This is a genomic window from Streptomyces anulatus, assembly GCF_014650675.1.
Lineage (GTDB): Bacteria > Actinomycetota > Actinomycetes > Streptomycetales > Streptomycetaceae > Streptomyces > Streptomyces anulatus.
Map to the genome: position 1 here is coordinate 88,645 of NZ_BMVK01000004.1, position 20,728 is coordinate 109,372.

The window sequence follows — 20,728 nt, forward strand, 5'->3', positions numbered from 1 at the left end:
CCGCCCCCCGAACCCGGCAGCCGGACATGCTGGGACCCCGGGGGGCGGTCGCGCGCACGACGGCGGGCCGGACGGCGAGGAGCGAGCGGAAGGGCCGGACCATGAGCCCCAAGGACGTATCGAGCGGCAGCGGGCGCGGCGCGGGATGGCTCACTCCGGGGCGCATCGTGGTCGCCGTGGTCGTCGTGCTCGTCATTGTGTTCATCTGCGTGAACACGAAGGACGTCACCATCCGGGTGCTGATCCCCGAGGTGACGATGCCCCTGTGGTCCGCGCTGCTGGCCATGTTCCTGATCGGCCTCGGCTGCGGCGGCTACCTCTTCCGTCGGAAGGGCAAGTGACGGAGACCGGAATTCCGCGCACCCGTCCGAGGTCCCGGACCGCGGCGGCGCGGCCGGGTGCGCGGAAATCCGACCGACGGGGCTCTGGTCCCCGCGGCCACCTGCGTGTTCCATGGTCACCGGGGGCGCCCGGACCTGCGGCGGCCCGCCGCGAGGGAACGAGGGTGCCTTGGCCACGACCGTACGACGTGCCGTACTGAACCTGCCCGCAGCGCCGCTCGGGCCGGAGAACCCGCTCCCGCCCCTGCGGACGCCCGCCCCGCCGCCCGTGCTCGACCCCCGTGAACGGGCGGTCCTGCCCCGGGACATGGCCCGGCAACTGGGACACCGGCCGCTGCGCACCGTCCTGCCCACCCGGCTGCTCGACGGTTACGGGCGCGAGCGCACCCCCACCGACATCGACGCCGTCGTCATCGAGAACGCCCGGCTGCGCGTCACCGTGCTGCCCGGACTCGGCGGCCGGATCCACTCCCTGCACCACAAACCCACCGGCCGCGAACTGCTCCACCGCAACCCGGTCCTCCAGCCCGCCGCCTTCGCCCTCAACGGGGCCTGGTTCTCCGGCGGGATCGAGTGGAACATCGGCGCCACCGGCCACACGGCCCTGTCCTGCGCACCCCTCCACGCCGCGCTCGTGCCCGCCCCCGACGGCTCCACGATGGTCCGGCTCTGGGAATGGGAGCGGCTGCGCGACCTGCCCTTCCAGGTGGACCTCTGGCTCCCCGACGACTCCGACTTCCTGCACGTCGGCGTACGGATACGCAACCCGCACGAACAGCCCGCACCGGTCTACTGGTGGTCCAACATCGCCGTCCCCGAGACCCCGGACACCCGCGTCCTGGTCCCGGCCGACGAGGCCTGGCACTTCGGCTACGACCACACCCTCACCCGGGTCGGCGTCCCGGAGTCGGGCGGCCTCGACCACACCTATCCGCTGCGCTCCGAGTACCCCGCCGACCACTTCTACGAGCTGCCCGACGACGCCCGGCGCTGGATCGCCGCGCTCGACGAGGACGGCCACGGACTCGCCCAGACCTCCACCGACCTGCTGCGCGGCCGCAAACTGTTCCGCTGGGGCCACGGGAGGGGCGGCCGCCGCTGGCAGGAGTGGCTGAACGGGCCGGGGGACGGCGGCTACGCGGAGATCCAGGCCGGTCTTGCCCGCACCCAGCTGGAGCACGTCCCGCTGGAGGCGGGCGCCGCTTTCAGCTGGCTGGAGTCCTACGGTCCGCTGTCCGCCGACCCGGCAGCCGTGCACGGCGGGGACTGGGCCGCCGCCACCGAGGAGGCCGCCGCACGGCTGGAGGAGGCCCTCCCGCGCGGCACGGTGGAGGAGGCGTACGCGGCCTGGCTGCCGCACGCCGACACCGAACCGGGCGACATGCTCGCCGTCGGCTCCGGCTGGGGCGCGCTGGAGGTGCTGCGGGGCGGCCACCTGCTGCCCGGCACCCCGTTCCCCGCCGCCGCCATCGGCGCCCAGCAGACCCCGTGGCGGGAGCTGCTGGAGCACGGCACACTGCCGAAGCCGGCCCCGGACGGCATACCCGGCCCGACACCGGTCTCGCCGCCCTGGCGCGACATGCTGGAGACCGCCGACGCCGACCCGCACACCGAATACCACCTCGGCATCGCGCAGTGGCACGCCGACGACCGGGCCCAGGCCGTCCGCAGCTGGGAACGCGGCCTGGAGTGCGGCCCCGCGCCACGCTGGCCGCTGCTGCGCTGCCTCGCCGTCGCCGCCGAGGAGAGCGGCAGGCCGGACCACGCCGCCGAGCTGTACGCCGAGGCCTTCGCGGACCTCGGGACTCCGGGAGAGGGGGACCTCGCGGCGTCGGAGGAGGGCGCCGCCCTTCTCGTCGCCCTGGCCCGCGAGACCGTCGAGGCGCACCTGTCCGCCGGGCGGGCCGGGGCGGCCCGGGCGCTGCTCGCCGGACTGCCGGGGGAGATCCGTGAGCGCGGACGCTTCCGGCTGCTGCTCGCCCGGACCTTGGTCGCCGAGGGCGACACCGGGGCGGCCAGGGAGATCTTCGACGCCGGGTTCGAGGTCGCCGACCTGCGCGAAGGGGCCGGAATCCTCGGCGAGCTGTGGGTGTCCGTCAGCGACGAGCCGCTGCCCGACGCCTACGACTTCCGCATGAGCCCGCCCGAGGGGTGACCCGACCGACGCGCCCCGGGCGGCCGGTCAGACGGTGACGTTGCGGTCCACGTACTCGAAGACCGAGCCGTCCGGGTGCAGCGCGATGAGGTTGCGGCCCGCCGGGGTCGGCACCGGCCCCGCGATGACCCGCGCACCCGCCCGGGTCAGCGCCGCGTTCGCCTCGTCGACGTCCTTGACGGCGATGGTCGCGCCCACCTTGCGCAGCACCTCCAGCTCCGACTCGGGCCCGCTCATCAACAGGAAGCAGCCGATCGCGGCCACCGACACCCCACCGCGCTCGAAGCGCAGGGCCGACGTGCCCGTCAGCCCCTCGTAGAAGGCCACCGAGGCCTCCAGGTCGTCGACGCAGATACGCAGCGTGGTTCCGAGGATCTCCATGCGTACGAGGGTAGTTGGCGGCCGCCGCCGGTGTGATCGATTCCGTGCGGGCCGGAACCCCTCTTCACCTCACGCCGGCCCCTTCCCGCCCCGCGCCGGGCTCTCCTCACCTCATGCCGACAACGCCTCACCTCACGCCGGGCTCTCCTCGCTCTCACACCCGGCACAGCACCTCGCCGTGCGGGACCATGAACCAGCCGTCGGCCTCCTCGCCCCAGGCGCGCCACGCCCCGGCGACGGCCGCGAGCTGCTCGGCGCTCGCATGCCCGCCCCGTACGGCCAGCTCGGCGTAGACCGAGTCCGTCGTACGGTCCGCCCACAGACCGCTCCACCAGGCGCGGCTCTCCGGGGTGGCGAAGCACCAGGCGGCCGCGGTGGGGGTGATGTCGGTGAAGCCGGCCCGCCGCGCCCAGGAGAGGAGCCTGCGGCCGGCGTCGGGCTCGCCGCCGTTGCCTCGGGCCACCCGGCCGTACATCTCCTGCCACGCGCCGAGACCGGGGGTCTCCGGGTACCAGGTCATCGCCGCGTAGTCGCTGTCGCGCACCGCGACCACCCCGCCGGGGCGGCAGACGCGCCGCATCTCGCGCAGCGCCTGGACCGGATCGCCCACGTGCTGGAGCACCTGGTGGGCGTGGACCACGTCGAACGCGTCGTCGGGGAAGTCCAGGGCGTGCACGTCGGCCACCGTGAACTCGACGTTCTCCAGGCCCCGTTCGGCGGCCACCGCGGCGGCCTGGCCGAGAATGTCACGGGTGGTGTCCACCGCGGTGACCCGGCCCGGCGCGACCAGAGCGGCGAGGTCGGCGGTGATCGTTCCGGGGCCGCAGCCGACGTCCAGGACGGCCTGGCCGGGGCGGAGTTCGTCGAGGAGATACGCCGCCGAGTTGGCGGCGGTCCGCCAGCGGTGCGAGCGCAGGACCGACTCGTGGTGGCCGTGCGTGTACACGGCGGTCTCCTTCGGCATGGCGTTGCGTCCTCTCCCGAATACCTCGCCCCGACGGGCGCGGCGACAGGAGCCACCGTACGCCGTCGGGCCGCATGGTGAGACAGGCGTCTTGATATGCGGACGGTGCTCCTGGGTGGCGTCCTGGGGGTCAGGCCGGCAGCGGGCAGTAGACGGTCAGCGCCTCCGGAAGCTTGTCGATCGTCAGTTCCGTTCCGGAGTGGGCCACTTCACCGTCGTACGCGTACGGCGTCCCCGGTGCGAGATCGCCGATCCGCACCCGGCGGCGCCGCACCGCGGCATGGGCGGGGGAGCGGGTCAGCGGCCCCGCCACCGCCGCCGCCAGCAGGCGCAACGCGGGCGTCCGGCCGCCGTGCACCACCCGGACGTCCAGCAGCCCGTCCGCCAGATTGTGCCGGCGGCCCGGGGCGGGGCCCACCCGCTGGAAGAGCCCGTTGCCGACGAAGAGCAGCCACAACGGCCGCCTGCGACCCTGGAGTTCGGCCTCCAGCGGTCGCCGGCCGCGCAGCACGTGGAACGCCGCGAGCACACCCGCCGGCCAGCCGCCGATCCGGGGCGACCAGTGTTCCCGGGTGCGCACCAGTTCCGGATAGACACCCAGGGAGAAGGCGTTGAGGAAGTACCCGTCCGCCCCCTCCTCGCCCTCGGGCCCCGGCCGGAAGCGGCCGAGGTCCACCCGGATGGCATCGCCCGCGGTGAGGGCGGCGGCGGTGTCGTGGACGGTCTCGATGCCCAGGTCGTAGGCGAAGTGGTTGAGCGTGCCGCCCGGGAAGACCGCCAGCGGCATCCCGTGCGTCGCCGCCACCGAGGCCGCCAGATTCACCGTGCCGTCGCCCCCGCAGACGCCCAGCGCCCGGCCCCGGCCCGCCGCCCTCTCCAGCGCGGCCGACAGCTCCTCGGGAGGAACCTCCACCACCTCCGCGGCGGGCAGCGCCTCGCGCACCAGCGACGCGGTCGCGGTGGCCGTGCCCGACTCCTGGTTCACCACCACGACGAGGTCCTTCCCGGCGGGCAGCGCCGGGGCCTCGCCGGGCGGCCGGCCGGGAGCGGGCAGCTGGCCCCGGGTGGGCACCACCCCGCGCAGGGCGAACGCGGCTCCTATGCCGAGCGCCGCACCCGCCAGCACATCGCTCGGATAGTGGACCCCGGTGTAGACGCGTGAGGCGGCCACGGCCACCGCGACCGGGGCCACCACCGCGCCCCAGCCCTTGGACTCCAGGGCCACCCCGGTGGCGAAGGCCGCCGCCGACGCCGCGTGGCCCGAGGGGAAGGAGGTGGTGATCGGCTGGCGCTTGAGCTGCCGCACCACCGGCACCAGGTCCGCTATCGGCCGCTCGCGGCGCACCGCGCCCTTGCCGACCGTGTTGATCGCCGCCGAGGCCACGGCGAGGGACGCCACCCCGCGCAGCGCGGCCCGGCGCGAGCGCGCACTGCTGCCCAGCGCCGCGATCCCGGCCGCCGCCCCGAACCAGAGCAGCCCGTGGTTGGCGCTCCGGCTCAGCCTCGGCAGCAGCGGATCGGCGCCCGGCCAGTGCCGGTCCGCGACACTCCGGAAGACGGCCAGGTCCTGCTCCTGCAGCCAGCCGCGCAACCGGGCGACGGCGGGAGCCGTGGTCTTGACAGTGGCGGATGAGGTTCTCGGTGAGGACATGGATCAGCGAATACCCGGCCGGGCCACGCTGAACCAGCAGGCGCGCTGAGACCCTGGCCACGCGTCGCCACCGACCGGCGGAACAGCCCACGCGGCGAGGCCCCCCGGCGCGGGCGCGCGACTGGGCGGGCGAGCCGCCGGGAACCTCCGTATAAAGAAGACCAGTGGCCGTCGGCCGGAGAAGCCGGTGGCCGTCGGCCCGGAGAACGAAGCCGGCGAAACCCGGGCCCGGAGCAGGTGCCGCCGGTCCGGGCGGCGCGGCGGACACGCCGGGGACGCGGAGCGCAGAGTGGCGGAGGAGGGCCGGATGCACGGGACCGAGGAGCACGCACCCGCGCACGAGGACCACGGCCCCGTCCGCTACGGGCCGCCCGCCCCCGACCCCGGCCTCCCGGTCCTCCCCGAACTGGCCGCCGTCCTCGCCGCCGCCGCCGACCGGACCCGCCCGGAACCCCCCGGCGGAGGCGCGGTGCTGCGCGAGGCGGCCCGCGGCTACTGGGACCGGCGCGGACTGCACGGCACGGCGGGCGGCATCGCCGCCGCCCCCGGCGCCCAGCCGCTCCTCCTGGCCCTGATCGGCGCACACGGCGGCGACGTCCTCATGCCGCGCCCCTGCCCGGCCGCCTGGATGCCGCAGGCCCGGCTGCTCGGCCGTCCCGCCTACCACGTGCCGACCCCGGCCGAATGCGGCGGCGTGCCCGACCCGTACGCTCTGCTGGAGACCGTCCGCCGGGTCCGCGCGGAGGGCGGCCGGCCGAAGCTGCTGCTGCTGTCCGTCGTGGACGACCCCACGGCCACCGTCGCCCCGCCCGAACTGGTCCGCGAGGCCTGCGAGGCGGCGGTCGGCGAAGGGCTGCACATCATCAGCGACGAGACCTGGCGCGACACCGTGCACCGGCCGAGGGACACCGTCCTGCTCAGCCCCGCCGAGATGTGCCCGGACGACGTCACGGTGATCAGCGACCTGTCCGGGGCCCTCGTACCGGCCGCCTGGCCGGTCGCCGTCGCCCGCTTCCCGGACACCGCCCGGGCCACCGTCCGGCATGCCCGCACCCTGGACATCCTCACCGCGCTCGGCGCCCACGTCGCGGCTCCCGTCGCCCACGCGGCCGCCCACGCACTGCGGGAGCCGGATTCCGTACGCGACCGGATCCGGCGGGCCGCGGCGCTCCAGGCCGAGGTCGCCGCCGGCGCCCACCGCGCGGTCCTCGGCTCCGGCGCGCTGGCCCGCCCCCCGCAGGCGGGCCGCCACCTCTACGCCGACCTGGGCCCACTGCGCCCACGGCTCGCGGAGCTGGGCGTGACGGACTCCATGGAGCTGGAGGAGTACCTCACCGAGCGGCTCGGCGCACCCGCCCCGGGCGGACACCGCTTCGGGGACGAGCTGGGCGCCCTGCGCGTACGCCTGGGCACCGGACCGCTGCTGGGGGCCACGCCGCAGCAGCAGGCGGAGTCCCTCGCCGCCGCGAAGCCCCTGGAGCTCGCACATGTGGCGCGGGCGCTGGACGGTTTCGCGGCGGTGTTCGGCGCACTGCGCTGAGTGCGGCCGGGGAGCAGCCGGAGATGCCGGGCGCGGTCCGTACGCGTCGCGTCATGCCGCCCCCGGACGGTGGCAAAACGTTCAACCCGTCGCGTCGCCCGTCCCGTGGCCGAACCGCGACCGCAGCCTGCGCCACACGGCCGGAGCCCCGCTGATCAGCAGCGTCAGGGCGACCGCCGCGACCACTCCCTGCCACGGCTCCGGGAACAGCGAACCGCCCAGGATGCCGATCAACTGGTACGTCGCCGCCCAGGCGAGGCAGGCCGGAACGTCGCCCCTGGCGAACTGCCGCAACGGCATCCTGCCCAGCAGACACGCCAGCATGACCGGGATCCGCCCGGCCGGCACCAGACGGGACAGCACCAGCACCGTCCCGCCGTGCTCGGCCAGCTTCTCCTGTGCCTGGGCCAGCCGCTCCGGCGCGGCCCTGCGGGTGATGGCCTCCAGCCACTTCGAGCCGTTCTTCGACCGGACCCCGCGCTGTCCCAGCCAGTACAGGCAGACGTCCCCGAGGAACGCGGCGGCCGCCGCCGTCAGGAAGACGAAGAGCAGCGTGAGCGGCGACGTCTGGTGGAAGGCCACCACCGCCGCCGAACTCACCAGCGCCCCCGTCGGCACCACCGGCACCAAGGACCCCAGCGCCACCAGGGCGAACAGGGTCGGATAGCCGACCGCCTGCTGGGTCGACTCGGTGGGCAGTTCCCGCACCACCTGCTGGATCTCCTGGATCACCGGCCGGCCTCCGGCCTGACGCGTTCGCCGTGCCCCAGCAGATGCACCGTCACCTCGGGCGCCCGCTTCGCCGCGTACCGTACGAACTCGTCGCCCGGTGAGTGGAACTCGTGCGGGCGCACCCCGTCCAGACCGATCGGCCAGTACGTGCCGTAGTGCACCGGCACCGCGCACCTCGGCGCGAGACGGGTCAGCGCCTCGGCGGCACGGGCCGGGTCCAGATGGCTGTGCCCCAGGTAGGGTCCCCAGCCGCCCACCGGCAGCAGCGCCACGTCCACCGGCCCCACCGCGTCGGCCATCCCGTCGAAGAGGCCGGTGTCCCCGGCGAAGTACGTCCGCGCCTCGCCCTCGACCACATAGCCGAGGGCCGGCACACGGTGCGGCCCGACCGGCAGCCGCCGCCCGTCGTGCAGGGCGGGGACCGCCCGCACCCGCACCTCGCCGACCCGCACCGTGTCGCCCGGCCCCACCTCGGTGATGTGCAGCTGCCGCATCCGCCGCAGCATCCGCAGTCCCGGCACGGCCGCCACCGCGCCGCTCGGCACGATCAGCCGGCTCCCGGGAGCCAGCCGGGCCAGCGACGGCAGATGCAGATGGTCGGAGTGCAGATGGGAGACCAGCACCACCTCGGCGACGGCGGCCCGGGGCGGCGGCACCTCGCCCCGGCGGCGGCGCAGATGCGCGAAGCGCCGTACGAACAGGGGGTCGGTCAGAACCCGCACCCCCGAGTCCTCGATCGTGCAGGTGGCATGACCCCACCAGGTGACCTCCACCGGCGCCTCGGCCTCCTCGCGCGATCCTCGTCACACGCTGACGCGTGATCCGTAATCCGTGATCCGTGATCCGTAACCCGTGATTCCGGGTCCCGTGATTCCGGGTCCCGGTACGGCGGCCCGCGCGGCCCGTGCCCGGGTGCGCTGCCGGTACGAGCCTATGCGCCCCCCGTACCGTCCCGCCGCCCTTCGCACGGTCGGCCGAAGCCGCTGACCGGCGTCGGCGCTGTGAAAAGCTGAAGGGCGGGCCCGGGACGGACGGGGCCCGGGGGCGGAGAGGGCGTGAGGTGGACCGGCGTGGGTGACGGGAAGTGGCGTACGGCGGGCAGAGCCCTGATGCGGGTGATCGCGGTCTGGGCGGTGTCCACCCTCACGATGCTCGCGCTGGCCGGAGCCCTGCCCGACTTCCAGCTGGAGGCCGACGACGGCGACACCGTCACCAAGACGGCCTTCACCGCCGCCTGGGGCGCGGGCGCCTTCGGCCTCCTGTCGGCCCTGGTCTGGCCCGTCCTCGTGCGGGCCCTGCTCATCGTGCCCGCGCTCGTCCTGGGCGCCCTGGTCTTCTTCCTCAACGGCTCGCTGCTGCTGATCGCGCTGCGCCTCATCCCGGACGGGCGCGGCGATGCCAACCCGGAGACGGCGGTCGTCGTCGCCGCCGTGATGTCCGCCGTCGCCTCCGCCACCTCCACCGCCCTCGCCGTCCGCGACGACGAGGCCTACCGCCGCAGGCTGTCCCGGCTCGCCGACCGGCGCCGCCGGCGCGGCCGCTCGCCGGGCCCGCCGGAACCGGGCCGCGACGGACCGCCCGGCACCGTCTTCCTCCAGCTCGACGGGGTCGGCCACGACGTCCTGGTGAAGGCCGCGGCCGACGGGCTCATGCCGACCGTCGCCGGCTGGCTCGCCGACTCCTCCGGGCACCGGCTCACCCCCTGGCGCACCGACTGGTCCAGCCAGACCGGCGCCAGCCAGCTCGCCATCCTGCACGGCAGCAACCACGACGTGCCCGCGTTCCGCTGGTACGAGAAGGAGACCCGCACCGTCATGGTCTCCAGCCGCCCCGCGAGCGCCCTCGAAATGCAGCGCCGGGCCATCGAGCGCACCCGCGACGGCGGTCTGCTCACCGTCGACGGCGCGAGCCGGGGCAACCTCTTCAGCGGCGGAGCCGGACAGCTCGCCCTGGTGCTCTCCATGGCCGCCCGGCGCGGCAAGGGCCGCCGCTCCCGCGCCGGATACTTCGCCTACTTCTCCGACCCGGCCAACGCCACCCGGACAGCCCTCTCCTTCGTCGCCGAGGTCCTCCGCGAGATCGGCCAGTCGACCCGGGCCCGCGCCCGGAAGGTCACCCCGCGGATCAAGCGCGGCGGGCTCTACCCGTTCATCCGCGCCTTCGCCACCGTCGTGGAGCGCGACGTGGTCGCCGCCGCCGTCCTCGGCGACATGTTCGCCGGACGCACCGCCGTCTACGCCGACCTCGTCGCCTACGACGAGGTCGCCCACCACTCGGGACCCCACAGCCGCGACGCCGAGAAGGTCCTCGTACGCCTCGACCGCTCCCTCGCCCTGATCGCCAAGATCGCCGACCACACCCCGCGCACCTACCGGATCGTGCTTCTCTCCGACCACGGCCAGAGCCCCGGCGAGACGTTCGCGGGAAAGTACGGGCTCACGCTCAAGGACCTCGTCCGGGCGGGCTGCGGGCTGCCCGTGCCCCGCCGGGCCCAGCGCACCCGCAGCGCCTCCGAGGCCCGCGACGCGGTGCGGATCGCACTGCACCGCCCCGTCGAGGGACAGGAGGCCGAGCACCCGGCCAAGCTCTCCGACCCGATCGTGCTGGCCTCCGGCAACCTCGGGCTGATCTCCTTCCCCGACATCGAGGGCCGCGCCTCCCGCGAACAGATCGAGCGCCGCCATCCGGCGCTGCTCTCCACGCTCGCCAACCACCCGGGGATCGGCTTCCTCCTCGTCCGCTGCGGCGAGCGCGGCTCCGTGGTGCTCGGGCCCGGCGGGGCCGAAGTGCCCGTCGCCGACCTGGCCGACGGCGAGGGCCCGCTCGCGGTCTTCGGCGTCGGGGCGGCATCCGCCGTACGGCGCACCGACACCTTCCCGCACGTCGCCGACGTGATGGTCAACTCCAGTTACGACCCCGCCACCGGGACCGTGCACGCCTTCGAGGAGCAGATCGGTTCGCACGGCGGCCTCGGCGGCGAACAGTCCCGGCCGTTCCTGCTCTGGCCGCGCGGACTGACGGACCCGCTCGACATCGTGGCCGCCGAGACCGCGGAGGGCGCACCCGTGCCGCCCGGCGGCGGGCTGGTGGGCGCCGAGGCGGTGCACCGGGTGCTGACCCGCTGGCTCCAGGAGTCCTCCGGGCCCCAGGTACCGGTGCGGGCCGAGGGCTTCGGCGGGGCCGGCCTGGCGGACGAGCCGTTCCCGGGCGATGCCCCGGTGCCGGAAGCGCCGGGCACGACGACCTGACCGGCAGGCGGCCGTCCTCCGGCAGGCGGCCGTCCTCCGGCGGATCGCTCTCCGGCAGATCGCCCTCCGGCAGATCGTCCTCCGGTAGATGGTCCTCCGCGAGCGGGCCGGCAGCCGGTCAGGCCCATCCCCGACAGGTCGCTTCCCGGTCGGGCCGTCCCGCGGATCAGGCCGACTGCCGCCGTACCAGCGTCGGCGGGAAGAGCACGGAGGGCGAGGGGCCGCGCGGTTCGCCGATCTGCTTCAGCAGCAGCCGGGCCATCTCCGCCGCCATCTCCTCCACCGGCTGCCGGACCGTGGTCAGGGGCGGGTCGCAGGCGGCCGCCGCGCTGCTGTCGTCGAAGCCGACCACCGCCACGTCGGACGGCACGTCGCGCCCGGCCCGGAGCAGGACCGGGAGCGCGCCCAGGGCCATCAGGTCGGAGGCGATGAACACCCCGTCGAGGTCGGGGCGGTCCGCCAGCAGCCGCCGCATCGCCGCGGCCCCGCCCAGATGGGTGAAGTCCCCCTCGGCGCAGGCCACGTCGTCGATGCCGTGGGCGGCGACGGCCTCCAGGAAACCGGTCAGCCGCACCTGCCCCGCGGGCATGTCCTGGGGTCCCGAGATGGTGCCGATGCGCCGTCGCCCCAGCGAGGCCAGGTGATCGGCCGCCAGCCGCGCCCCGGCGTGCTGGTCCACCTCCACATAGGCCAGCGGGGACGGGCGGTGGGGACGGCCCGCGAGGACGGCGGGCATCCGGGTCTCCTGGAGCAGCCCGGGCAGCGGGTCGTCGGCGTGCGTGGTGATCAGCACGACCCCGTCGACATGGCCGTGGCGCAGGTAGGAGAGCAACTGGCCCCGGGACGCCTCGTCGTCGGCCAGCATCACGACCATCTGGATGCCCGCCGGGCGCAGCACCTCCAGCAGCCCGCTGACGACCCGCCCGAAGTACGGGTCCGAGAACATCCTGCCGACGAACGGCTCGGACATCGGCCGACGTTCCCGCTCCGAGACCACCAGGGCCACCGAGTCGGTGCGCCGGGTCACCAGCGAGCGGGCGGCCCGGTTGGGCACGTAACCGGTGGTCGCCACCGCCTCCTCGACCACGGTGCGCAGGGCGGGGTCCACGGTGGTCGCCCCGTTGATCACCCGGGACACCGTCGCCCGTGACACACCGGCCACGGCCGCCACGTCCTCCAAGGTCGCGGGGCGTACGGGCTGCGGCACTTCGGCTGTCATGCAGCCCTTTATACCCGCAGGCCGGCCGCCCCGTTCAGCCGAGGGCCCGCACCGCGCCCGGCAGCCGTTCCAGCTCGGCGAGGAAGCCCTCGCGCGCCGTCACGAGGGCGCGTGCCAGTTCACGGGCGTCCGCCCGGCCGCCCGCGGTTATCTCGGAACGCGACACCTCCGCGGACTGGCGCAGATGGTCCCGGATCCGCGCGAGGACGAGCCGGTCGAGCGCGGGTCCCTCGGCGGCGTGGGCGGCCTCCAGGTCCTGTTCGGTCACCATGCCGGGCATGTCGTGACCCGCGTGCACATCGGTGAGGGGCAGCCCCATGCGGGTCAACAGGGGCCGCAGACGGTTGAGTTCGGCCTCGTGCCCGGTGCGCAGCCGAACGGCGAAGGCGCGCACCCGCGGTTCGGCGGCCCGCTCGGCGGCGAGCGTCAGGAGCTTCACCGCCTGCTGGTTCATGGGGGTCATCAGCTGGACCCAGCCGATGTCGGTGGAGGTGGAGGTGGAGGTGGAGGTGGAGGTGGAGGTGGATGTGGATGTGGCGGACGCGGTGCCGGACGGCGCGGGGGAGACGTCCGGGGCGGACTTCCGCACCTCCGCGGTGCGGGGCGCGGAATCCGCCGACGAGCAGCCGGCCACGCCGCCGAGCCCCAGTGCGGCCAGCGGACCGAGGGCGGCGGCCCGGTGGAGCGGCGGGAGGTTCATGGGGCGCATGAGGTGTCCTCGTACGGGGAAGGGGCGTCCGCCCCGGAGCCGGGCCCCGGGGCGGACGTGGTGTCGGGCGACGGTGACGGCCAATCAGGGCCTGCCGTCGAAGCCGCACTTGACGATCGCGTTGATGCAGTCGCGGACGCGCTGTGCCATCTGCTCCTCCGGCCATACGTTGAAGAAGTCGCCGTGCATCGTGTAGCCGGGCCCGGATGCCAGCCGGAAGCGGGCCGGGTCGCCGTTCACCGGGTAGCGCAGCACCTGCCGGAGCTTGGGCACCGGCACCGGGTGGGTGGACGGGCAGTTCCCGGCCACCGGGTAGGCCATGTGGCTCTTGTGGTCGGCCGAGTCGAGGTCCGTGCCGTTCCAGCACTGCGGGAAGTCCAGGTAGGACTCCATCATCGTGCCGGGCGGACAGTGCACGAAGTTCTGCGAGGGGTTCACCTCACCGGCGTGCAGGCACGACCAGCGGGCGATCGTGTTGTCCTGCGGGCCGGTCGCCTTCGCGTTTCCCGCCACGATGCGCAGGCCCTTGGGGAAGGGCTGGATCCGGCGGATGACGTCGTCGCTCACGCCTTCGCCCAGGTAGTAGAAGGTGGTCCCGGTGGGCTCCACCTCCTTGTCGCCGTCGTAGAGGGTGGGCACCCAGTACGACGACAGGTCGGTCTCGGGGGCGCACGACGTACGGCCCCGTTCCAGGGAGGCCAGGTCGGAGCCGGCGTGGGTGGTGTCGTTGCCGAAGAAGCTGTGCATGTGGGAGGCGCCCGGCAGCCCGGGGAAGACGATCGGGTCGTCGGGGGCCCGGTGGGTGTAGGGGCATTCCGCGAGGAACTCGGCCACCCGCACCACGTCCGCGGCGGCCTTCGGCGCGGTTTCGGCGGCGGCCCGCTCGGCCGCCGCGTTGCCCACATTGGCCTGGAGGAAGGAGAGGGCGAGGGCGGCCGCGGCGAGTCCGGCGATTCTGTACCGCCAGGACGGCAGGGATCGTTGGCGGCGGTGGTCGGGGTTGCGTCGATGACGGAAGAGCACGGCACTCCTGTCCGGAGAAGTGGGGGGATTCCTTGATCAAGCGAGAGAGCGCTCTCTCCAGGGGAACGTAGAATTGCCTCCTGTGCATGTCAAGAGAGCGCGCGCCCTCAACAAATAAGCCTGATCGACGGCAAGTTGGGGGCGTCACTCAGGAGAGCGCTCTCCCGTGATCGGGGCAGGAGGGGAACCGGGGCCGTTGTCAGTGGTGGGCGGAAGAATGGTGGCCATGACGAACTCAGCTGCTGTGCTCGCCGATGCCGCCGCCTATGCCGCCGCGGTGGAAGAGGCCTCCGTCGCCGCCGCCGCGTACTACGCCACGGGCGAGAGCGCGCTGGACGACGACGCCTACGACCGGCTGGCCCGCGGCATAGCCGCGTACGAGGCGGACCACCCGGAGGAGGTGCTCGCCGCCTCGCCGACGGGCAAGGTCGCGGGCGGGGCCGCCGTCGGCGACGTGCCGCACACGGTGCCCATGCTCTCCCTGGACAACGTGTTCTCGGCGGAGCAGTTCGTGACCTGGACCGCGTCGCTGGAGCGGCGGATCGGCCGGCCGGTGACCGCGTGGAGCGTGGAGCCGAAGCTCGACGGCCTGGCGGTCGCCGCGCGCTACCGGAACGGCCGGTTCGAGCGCCTCATCACCCGGGGCGACGGCACGGCCGGTGAGGACGTCTCGCACGCGGCGGGCGCCGTCGTCGGCCTGCCGGAGCGGCTGGCCGCCCCGGTCACCATCGAGGTGCGCGGCGAGATCCTCATGACGAACGAGCAGTTCGACCGGGGCAACGCGACCCGTACGGAACACGGCGGCGCCCCCTTCGCCAACCCGCGCAACGGGGCGGCGGGCACCCTGCGCGCCAAGGACCGCGCCTACCGGGTGGAGACGACCTTCTTCGCCTACGGCGCGCTGCCGCTGCCCGATTCCGGGGAGCTCGCCGGGACCCTCGCCGAACTGCCCCACAGCGAGGTCCTGGCGTACGTCGCCGGCCTCGGCGTGCACACGGCCGCGGGCACCGACGTCGCGCCGCTCCGGGCTACCACGGTCGAGGAGGTCCAGGCGCGGGTGGACGGGATAGGTTCCCTGCGCGCCTCGCTGCCGTTCGGCATCGACGGGATCGTGATCAAGGCCGACCTCGCGGCCGACCAGCGCGAGGCCGGCTCCGGCACCCGCGCGCCCCGCTGGGCCATCGCCTACAAGCTGCCCGCCGTGGAGAAGATCACCCGCCTGCTGGCCGTCGAGTGGAACGTCGGGCGCACGGGCATCATCGCGCCGCGCGCCGTTCTGGAGCCCGTGGAGATCGACGGCTCCACCGTCGGATACGCCACCCTGCACAACCCGGCCGACATCACCCGCCGCGACCTGCGGCTGGGGGACCAGGTCATGGTCTACAAGGCCGGCGACATCATCCCGCGCATCGAGGCCCCCGTGGTGCACCTGCGCACCGGCGACGAGACGCCCATCGCCTTCCCCGAGAGCTGCCCGCAGTGCGGCTCCGACATCGACACGAGCGAGCAGCGCTGGCGCTGCACCCGGGGCCGTGACTGCCGTCTCGTCGCCTCCGTCTCGTATGCGGCGGGGCGCGATCAGCTCGACATCGAGGGCCTCGGCTCCACCCGGGTCGTCCAGCTCGTCGACGCGGGCCTCGTCGCGGACTTCGCGGACCTCTTCACGCTGGAGCGGGAGCAGTTGCTCGCCCTCGACCGGATGGGCGAGACCTCCACGGACAATCTCCTGGCGGCCATCGACACCGCCCGGACCCGGCCGCTGTCCCGGGTCTTCTGCGCCCTGGGCGTACGGGGCACGGGGCGCTCCATGTCGCGCCGCATCGCGCGGTATTTCGCCACGATGGACCGGATCGTCGCCGCCGACGCCGAGACGCTCCAGCGGGTCGACGGCATCGGCAAGGAGAAGGCGGCCGCGGTGGTCGCCGAGCTGGTGGAGCTGGCGCCGCTGATCGACAAGCTCGTCGCGGCCGGGGTGACGATGACGGAGCCGGGCGCGACCCCGCCCCCGGAGCCCGGGACGGAGGAGGCGGCCGGCCCGGACGCGGAGGCCGGTGGCGATGCCGGAACCGGCTCCGCGCTGCCCCTGGCCGGGATGACCGTGGTGGTCACGGGCGCGATGTCGGGAGCGCTGGAGAAGCTGTCGCGCAACCAGATGAACGAGCTGATCGAGCGTGCGGGCGGCAAGTCGTCCTCCAGCGTCTCCAAGCGCACGAGTCTGCTGGTCGCCGGCGAGAAGGCCGGATCCAAGCGCACCAAGGCGGAGGACCTGGGGGTCCGGATCGCGGTGCCGGAGGAGTTCGCGGAGCTGGTCGGCGCCTTCCTGGCGGCGGGGGAGGAGGGCTGAGCCGGTCGCCTGCGGTGCGCGCCGCGATGGTGCGCCTGTGAATCAGCGAGGAAGTGGCGTTCCACCACCCCGTATTGCATAGTGAGGGCTCGGTCGTGCCTCGCTATCAGTGGGCCGACGGGTGCGTGGGCGGCTGCGATGGCCGGCCGGGGGTGAGGGACGATGCGTTCTGTGCACGACGGACAGCGACCGGGTCGCGCCGTCCCCCCGTCGTCCGCCGGGGAGGCCGGCCCGGGCCGAAGGTTCCCCGTTACTGGCGGAGTCGGTGTTTCCGGCGGACCTGGCGGAGCGCAACCCGCCCCGGCCGTTCCTGCCCTGACCACGGATCTCCTGACCACTGTTCTCCCGGCCACTGCTCTCCCGACCCCTCCGGTCCCGGCCGTTCGCGGCCCGCTCACTTCCGCGCCCGGCGAGTGGCGAGGGCCGCTCCGCCCGGGTGCGGGCCCATGGGGGAAGGGCCCCGGACCGCTTCGTGACGGGAGCGGTGCCGGGGCATTCGGGGCGGGGCGTTCCCACGGGGGCCTCCGGGCCTACCACCAGCACCAGGTCGCACCGGGCGCCCAGGGAGTTGCCCCGGCCGCCCGGGGACTGGCCCTGGACCTGGGCAGCTCCCGCACCCGGGCCTGGGTGCCCGGACGGGGACTGGTTCTCGACCCGTTCCCCGGCTCCGGTCCCCACGGCGGCGACGAGCGGCCGGTCCGGCGCGGGCGGATCGTCGACCCCGAGTCCTGCGGCCGGGTGCTCGGCCGCATCGCCGACGCCGCCCTGGGCCCCGACCGCAGCGACAGCGTGATCGTTCTCAGCCACCCCGTACTCGCCGGGGCCGAACACCGCAGCGCCGCGCGCGCTCTGCTCGCCGGGCTCGGGACGACGCGCGTCGTGGTCCTCAGCAGCGCCCGGGCCGCCGCCGCGTACGCCGGACCGAGGGAGACGGGCCCTCTTCTCGTCGTCGACATGGGAGCCGAGCTGACCGAGGTCACGCTCCTCGTCAACGGGCTGGTCGCCGACGCCCGGCAGGCCGAGAGCGGGCTCGACGACCTCGACCGCCTCGATCCGGCGAAGCTGCCGGCCGTCCTCGTCCGCACGGTGCTCGACATGATCACGTCCATGTGGCGGCACGACCGCCATGGCGCGATCCGCGGAGCCCTGCGCAAGGGCCCCGTGCTCGCGGGCGGCGGTGCGCTGCGCGCCGACGTCACCGATCGCATCGCCCGCTGCCTCGGCACCCGGGTGCGCCTGGCCGACGACCCGTCGACCACGGTCGTCCGCGGTGCCGGACAGATCCTCAGCTCCGTGCTCCGCCATCGGACGGCGTCGTCCGAGCAATCCGGCCGACCGTGGTGACGCCGTACCCGGGACCGTCCCGGCCGTACGGATCCCGGGTGCGGTGCCTGCTCGCCACGCTGGTCCTCACCGTCCTCACCCTGGTCGGCGGCGCCGCCTCGGCGACCGCAGCCGCGTCCGCCCCGACGTCCCGGAGCCTCGCGCCCGCCGTCACCGCCGCCGCCCAGGCCCCCGCCGCACCGCAGACCCACAGCGCCGGGCACCACGCCGGGCGTGACTCCCGGCACCATGCCCGGCACAGCACCGGACACGACTTCCGGCACCGCGCCGGGCACGCCACCGGACCCGAGCGCGGGGGGCCGGACCGCGCGAGCGGGGTCGGGGCCGACCCGGGCACGGGAGCGGTGGCGCAGGCCGGACACGAGCAGCCCAGGGCGGCGGCCGATCCGGCGCAGGCTCCCCGGGCGGGCACCGGCCGGGCGTACCTGCTCCTTCACGCGCCACCGCCGCCGCACGACGCGCTGACGCCCGCCCCGCCGGGGCCGGCCGAGCCGCGTGGCGGCGTCCCGCACGTCGCCGCGAACTCCTTCGACGCACCCGGCAGCCGCAGGGGCGCGCTCCCCGGCGTACGGGGGCCTCCGGGCAGGACCACCGGTCCCACGACCGGTCATCCGTCCTGTTCTGCCGATCCGGCGCAGCGTCCTCACTGAGGTGAGGGCGCTCGGCGCCCCACCGGAGGATTTCCATGACTCGCGCCACCGCGGTGCGAGCGGTTCTGGCTGTCGCCGTGCTGCTCGTATCCGTCTACATCAGCTTGACCATGTCGCCCAGACTCGGCCTCGATCTCCAGGGCGGCACCCGTATCGTGCTCCAGGCCCGGGACACCGCCACCGTCGAGGCGGACCGGGAGACCACCGACCGCACCCTGGAGGTGCTGCGGCAGCGCATCGACTCGCTGGGCGTCTCCGAGCCGACCCTGACCCGGTCCGGCGAGGACCGGATCATCGTCGAACTGCCCGACGTCCAGGATCCGCGCCAGGCCGCCGAAGTGATCGGCCGGACGGCTCAGCTCACCTTCCACGCGGTCGAGGGCCCGGCGGTCGAGGAGCCGGACGAGAAGCCCTCGGGCTCCGATCCCACCGCCGACCCGAGCCCCACCGCCGATCCCGGTTCCACCGCCGACCCCGACGGGCTGACCCTCTCCGACGAGCAGGGCCGCGCCCTCGCCCTCGGCCCCGCCCGGCTCTCCGGCGCGGGCGTCGAGGACGCCACCGCGGGCTTCGACGCGCAGGGGGGAGCGGGCTGGAGCGTCTCGCTCGAATTCCGCAAGGACGCCGGCCAGGACTGGAAGCGGTTGACCGGCGAGGCCGCCTGCCACCCCGCCGGGGACGATCGCCGGAGGGTCGCCATCGTCCTCGACGAGAAGGTCATCTCCTCGCCGCAGGTCGACCCCTCGGTCGGCTGCAAGGTCGGACTCCCGTCCGGGGCCACCCAGATCACCGGCTCGTTCAGCGCGGACGAAGCGCGTGACCTGGCGCTGCTCATCAAGGGCGGGGCCCTGCCCGTGCCCGTCGAGATCGTCGAGCAGCGGACCGTCGGCCCGACGCTCGGCGCGGCGGCCATCGACGCGAGCGCCCGGGCCGCCCTCATCGGCGCGGCCGCCACCGCACTCTTCATCACCATCGTCTACCGCCTCTTCGGCGCGCTGGCCGCCGTGGCGCTGGGCGCGTACGGGGTGATCTCCTACGCCGCTCTCGTCGCCCTCGGCGTCACGCTGACGCTCCCCGGGCTGGCCGGTTTCGTTCTCGCGATCGGGATGGCGGTCGACGCGAACGTCCTTGTCTTCGAACGGGCCAGGGAGGAGTGCGCCGAACGGCCGAAACGCTCCCTGCGCTCCGCGCTGACCACCGGGTTCACGAAGGCGTGGAGCGCGGTCGCCGACTCCAACGCGACCACGCTGATCGCGGCCGGACTGCTCTTCTTCCTGGGCTCGGGTCCGGTCAAGGGCTTCGGCGTGACGCTCGCCATCGGGGTCATCGCCTCGATGTTCTCCGCGCTGGTCATCGCCCGCGCGCTCACCGAGATCGCCGCGAGCACCCGCTTCGTCAGCGACTACCGGAGCGTGAACGGCATCGCGCGCCCCGGCGCCGTACGGACCTGGCTGGTCCGCAAGGACCCGCAGCTCTTCCGGAAACCGGTCCGCTGGCTCGTCGTCTCGGTGGCTCTGGTCGCCGTCGCGGTGTCCGGGATCGTGGTGCGCGGGATCGATCTGGGCGTGGAGTTCACCGGGGGCCGGCTGGTGGAGTACTCCACCAGCCGGCCGGTCGACGTCGAGACGGCCCGGGACACGCTCGCCGCCGCGGGGTTCGGCGACGCCGAGGTCACCACGGCCGGGGACGGCGACCTGTCCGTACGCACCGGGAAGCTCGACAACGACGGCGAACACGCCCTGCGGACGGCCCTCGCCGAGGAGGGCGGTGAGACGACGAAGGTACGGGACGAGCTGATCGGCCCGAGTCTCGGCGACGAACTGCGGCGCAACGCCCTGATCGCCCTGGGGGTCGCGGTGGCCGTGCAGCTGGCCTATCTGGCGGTCCGGTTCCGCTGGACGTTCGCCGTGGCCTCCGTCGGGGCCATGGTGCACGACGTGATCCTCGTGGTCGGGGCCTTCGCCTGGCTGGGGCGGCCGGTGGACGGCATCTTCCTGGCCGCCCTGCTCACCGTCATCGGCTACTCGGTCAACGACTCGGTGGTGGTCTTCGACCGGGTACGGGAGCTGTGGGGGGCGAACCGGCGGACACCGCTGGACACCATCGCCCGCCGGGCCGTGCTCCAGACCGTTCCGCGCACGGTGAACACCGGGATGGGCGCCCTGTTCATCCTGGCCGCCCTCGCGGTGCTCGGCGGCGATTCGCTGGCCGACTTCGCGCTCGCCCTGCTCATCGGCATCTGCGTCGGCACCTGGTCCTCGGTGTTCACCGCCGTGCCCGGGGCCATCCTCCTGGAGCGGAACGCCAAGACCCCGCCGCCCGCCCCCGGGAAGCGGAAGGGGAAGGGCTCGGCGCGCGGGCGCCAGGGTGCGTCCCGGCGCGACCCGCTCGACAACGGAGCGCGCGTCTGAGGTGATCCCGCGCTCC

General features: G+C 74.5%; 16 protein-coding genes. 8 read left to right on the forward strand and 8 right to left on the reverse strand.

Translation table 11 applies throughout. From position 1 onward, the window contains the following. Positions 1-101: 101 nt before the first annotated feature. Positions 102-341, forward strand: a complete 240-nt coding sequence (locus IE272_RS12080) for a LapA family protein (protein WP_050359104.1) — start codon at positions 102-104, stop codon at positions 339-341. Positions 342-510: 169 nt separating this feature from the next. Continuing rightward, positions 511-2,496: a DUF5107 domain-containing protein gene (locus IE272_RS12085; RefSeq protein WP_190006830.1), complete on the forward strand. Its 1,986-nt coding sequence runs from the start codon at positions 511-513 to the stop codon at positions 2,494-2,496. 27 nt (positions 2,497-2,523) lie between these two features. Here the strand turns inward: IE272_RS12085 and IE272_RS12090 are convergent, their stop codons facing one another. From IE272_RS12090 to IE272_RS12100, 3 genes are all read right to left on the reverse strand, one after another. Continuing rightward, positions 2,524-2,877, reverse strand: coding sequence for a VOC family protein (locus IE272_RS12090; RefSeq protein ID WP_030588922.1), 354 nt, complete (start codon positions 2,875-2,877; stop codon positions 2,524-2,526). Positions 2,878-3,031: 154 nt separating this feature from the next. Next, entirely contained in the window at positions 3,032-3,841 is an 810-nt protein-coding gene (locus IE272_RS12095; RefSeq protein WP_190006831.1) for a class I SAM-dependent methyltransferase, read from the reverse strand. Positions 3,842-3,971: 130 nt separating this feature from the next. Further along, positions 3,972-5,492, reverse strand: a complete 1,521-nt coding sequence (locus IE272_RS12100; RefSeq protein ID WP_078961266.1) for a bifunctional phosphatase PAP2/diacylglycerol kinase family protein — start codon at positions 5,490-5,492, stop codon at positions 3,972-3,974. Between the two features lie 307 nt (positions 5,493-5,799). On the opposite strand from IE272_RS12100, the gene IE272_RS12105 reads away from it, so the two are divergent. Next, on the forward strand, positions 5,800-7,032 hold the full coding sequence (locus IE272_RS12105; RefSeq protein ID WP_190006832.1) for an aminotransferase class I/II-fold pyridoxal phosphate-dependent enzyme: 1,233 nt from the start codon (positions 5,800-5,802) through the stop codon (positions 7,030-7,032). Positions 7,033-7,113: 81 nt separating this feature from the next. On the opposite strand, the gene IE272_RS12110 is transcribed toward IE272_RS12105, so the two are convergent. Both IE272_RS12110 and IE272_RS12115 read right to left on the reverse strand, forming a co-directional pair. Then, complete coding sequence (locus IE272_RS12110) at positions 7,114-7,764, reverse strand: DedA family protein (protein WP_050359109.1); 651 nt, start codon at positions 7,762-7,764, stop codon at positions 7,114-7,116. After that, entirely contained in the window at positions 7,761-8,537 is a 777-nt protein-coding gene (locus IE272_RS12115; RefSeq protein ID WP_190006833.1) for an MBL fold metallo-hydrolase, read from the reverse strand. The genes IE272_RS12110 and IE272_RS12115 overlap by 4 nt, the downstream gene beginning before the upstream one ends. A gap of 297 nt (positions 8,538-8,834) precedes the next feature. Here IE272_RS12115 and IE272_RS12120 point away from each other — a divergent pair, with 297 nt between their 5' ends. Beyond that, entirely contained in the window at positions 8,835-11,012 is a 2,178-nt protein-coding gene (locus tag IE272_RS12120; protein ID WP_190006834.1) for a phage holin family protein, read from the forward strand. 166 nt (positions 11,013-11,178) lie between these two features. Here the strand turns inward: IE272_RS12120 and IE272_RS12125 are convergent, their stop codons facing one another. The 3 genes from IE272_RS12125 to IE272_RS12135 all read right to left on the reverse strand — a co-directional run bounded on the left by IE272_RS12125 (position 11,179) and on the right by IE272_RS12135 (position 13,963). Then, positions 11,179-12,231, reverse strand: coding sequence for a LacI family DNA-binding transcriptional regulator (locus IE272_RS12125; protein ID WP_047179693.1), 1,053 nt, complete (start codon positions 12,229-12,231; stop codon positions 11,179-11,181). Positions 12,232-12,265: 34 nt separating this feature from the next. Continuing rightward, positions 12,266-12,931, reverse strand: coding sequence for a DUF305 domain-containing protein (locus IE272_RS12130; RefSeq protein WP_373304173.1), 666 nt, complete (start codon positions 12,929-12,931; stop codon positions 12,266-12,268). Between the two features lie 93 nt (positions 12,932-13,024). Beyond that, on the reverse strand, positions 13,025-13,963 hold the full coding sequence (locus IE272_RS12135; RefSeq protein WP_190006836.1) for a DUF1996 domain-containing protein: 939 nt from the start codon (positions 13,961-13,963) through the stop codon (positions 13,025-13,027). Positions 13,964-14,180: 217 nt separating this feature from the next. Between IE272_RS12135 and ligA the strand changes: the two genes are divergently transcribed. From ligA to secD, 4 genes are all read left to right on the forward strand, one after another. Next, positions 14,181-16,307 carry an NAD-dependent DNA ligase LigA gene (ligA, locus tag IE272_RS12140; protein ID WP_179890803.1) on the forward strand — a complete coding sequence of 709 codons (2,127 nt, stop codon included), beginning with the start codon at positions 14,181-14,183 and terminating at the stop codon, positions 16,305-16,307. Between the two features lie 627 nt (positions 16,308-16,934). After that, positions 16,935-17,651, forward strand: a complete 717-nt coding sequence (locus IE272_RS12145; protein WP_050359118.1) for a rod shape-determining protein — start codon at positions 16,935-16,937, stop codon at positions 17,649-17,651. After that, positions 17,645-18,301 (forward strand): hypothetical protein, encoded by a 657-nt coding sequence (locus IE272_RS12150; protein ID WP_229897285.1) that lies wholly within the window; start codon positions 17,645-17,647, stop codon positions 18,299-18,301. Before IE272_RS12145 ends, IE272_RS12150 begins: the two co-directional genes overlap by 7 nt. A gap of 35 nt (positions 18,302-18,336) precedes the next feature. Further along, positions 18,337-20,712 (forward strand): protein translocase subunit SecD, encoded by a 2,376-nt coding sequence (gene secD / locus IE272_RS12155; RefSeq protein WP_190006837.1) that lies wholly within the window; start codon positions 18,337-18,339, stop codon positions 20,710-20,712. Positions 20,713-20,728 lie beyond the last annotated feature (16 nt).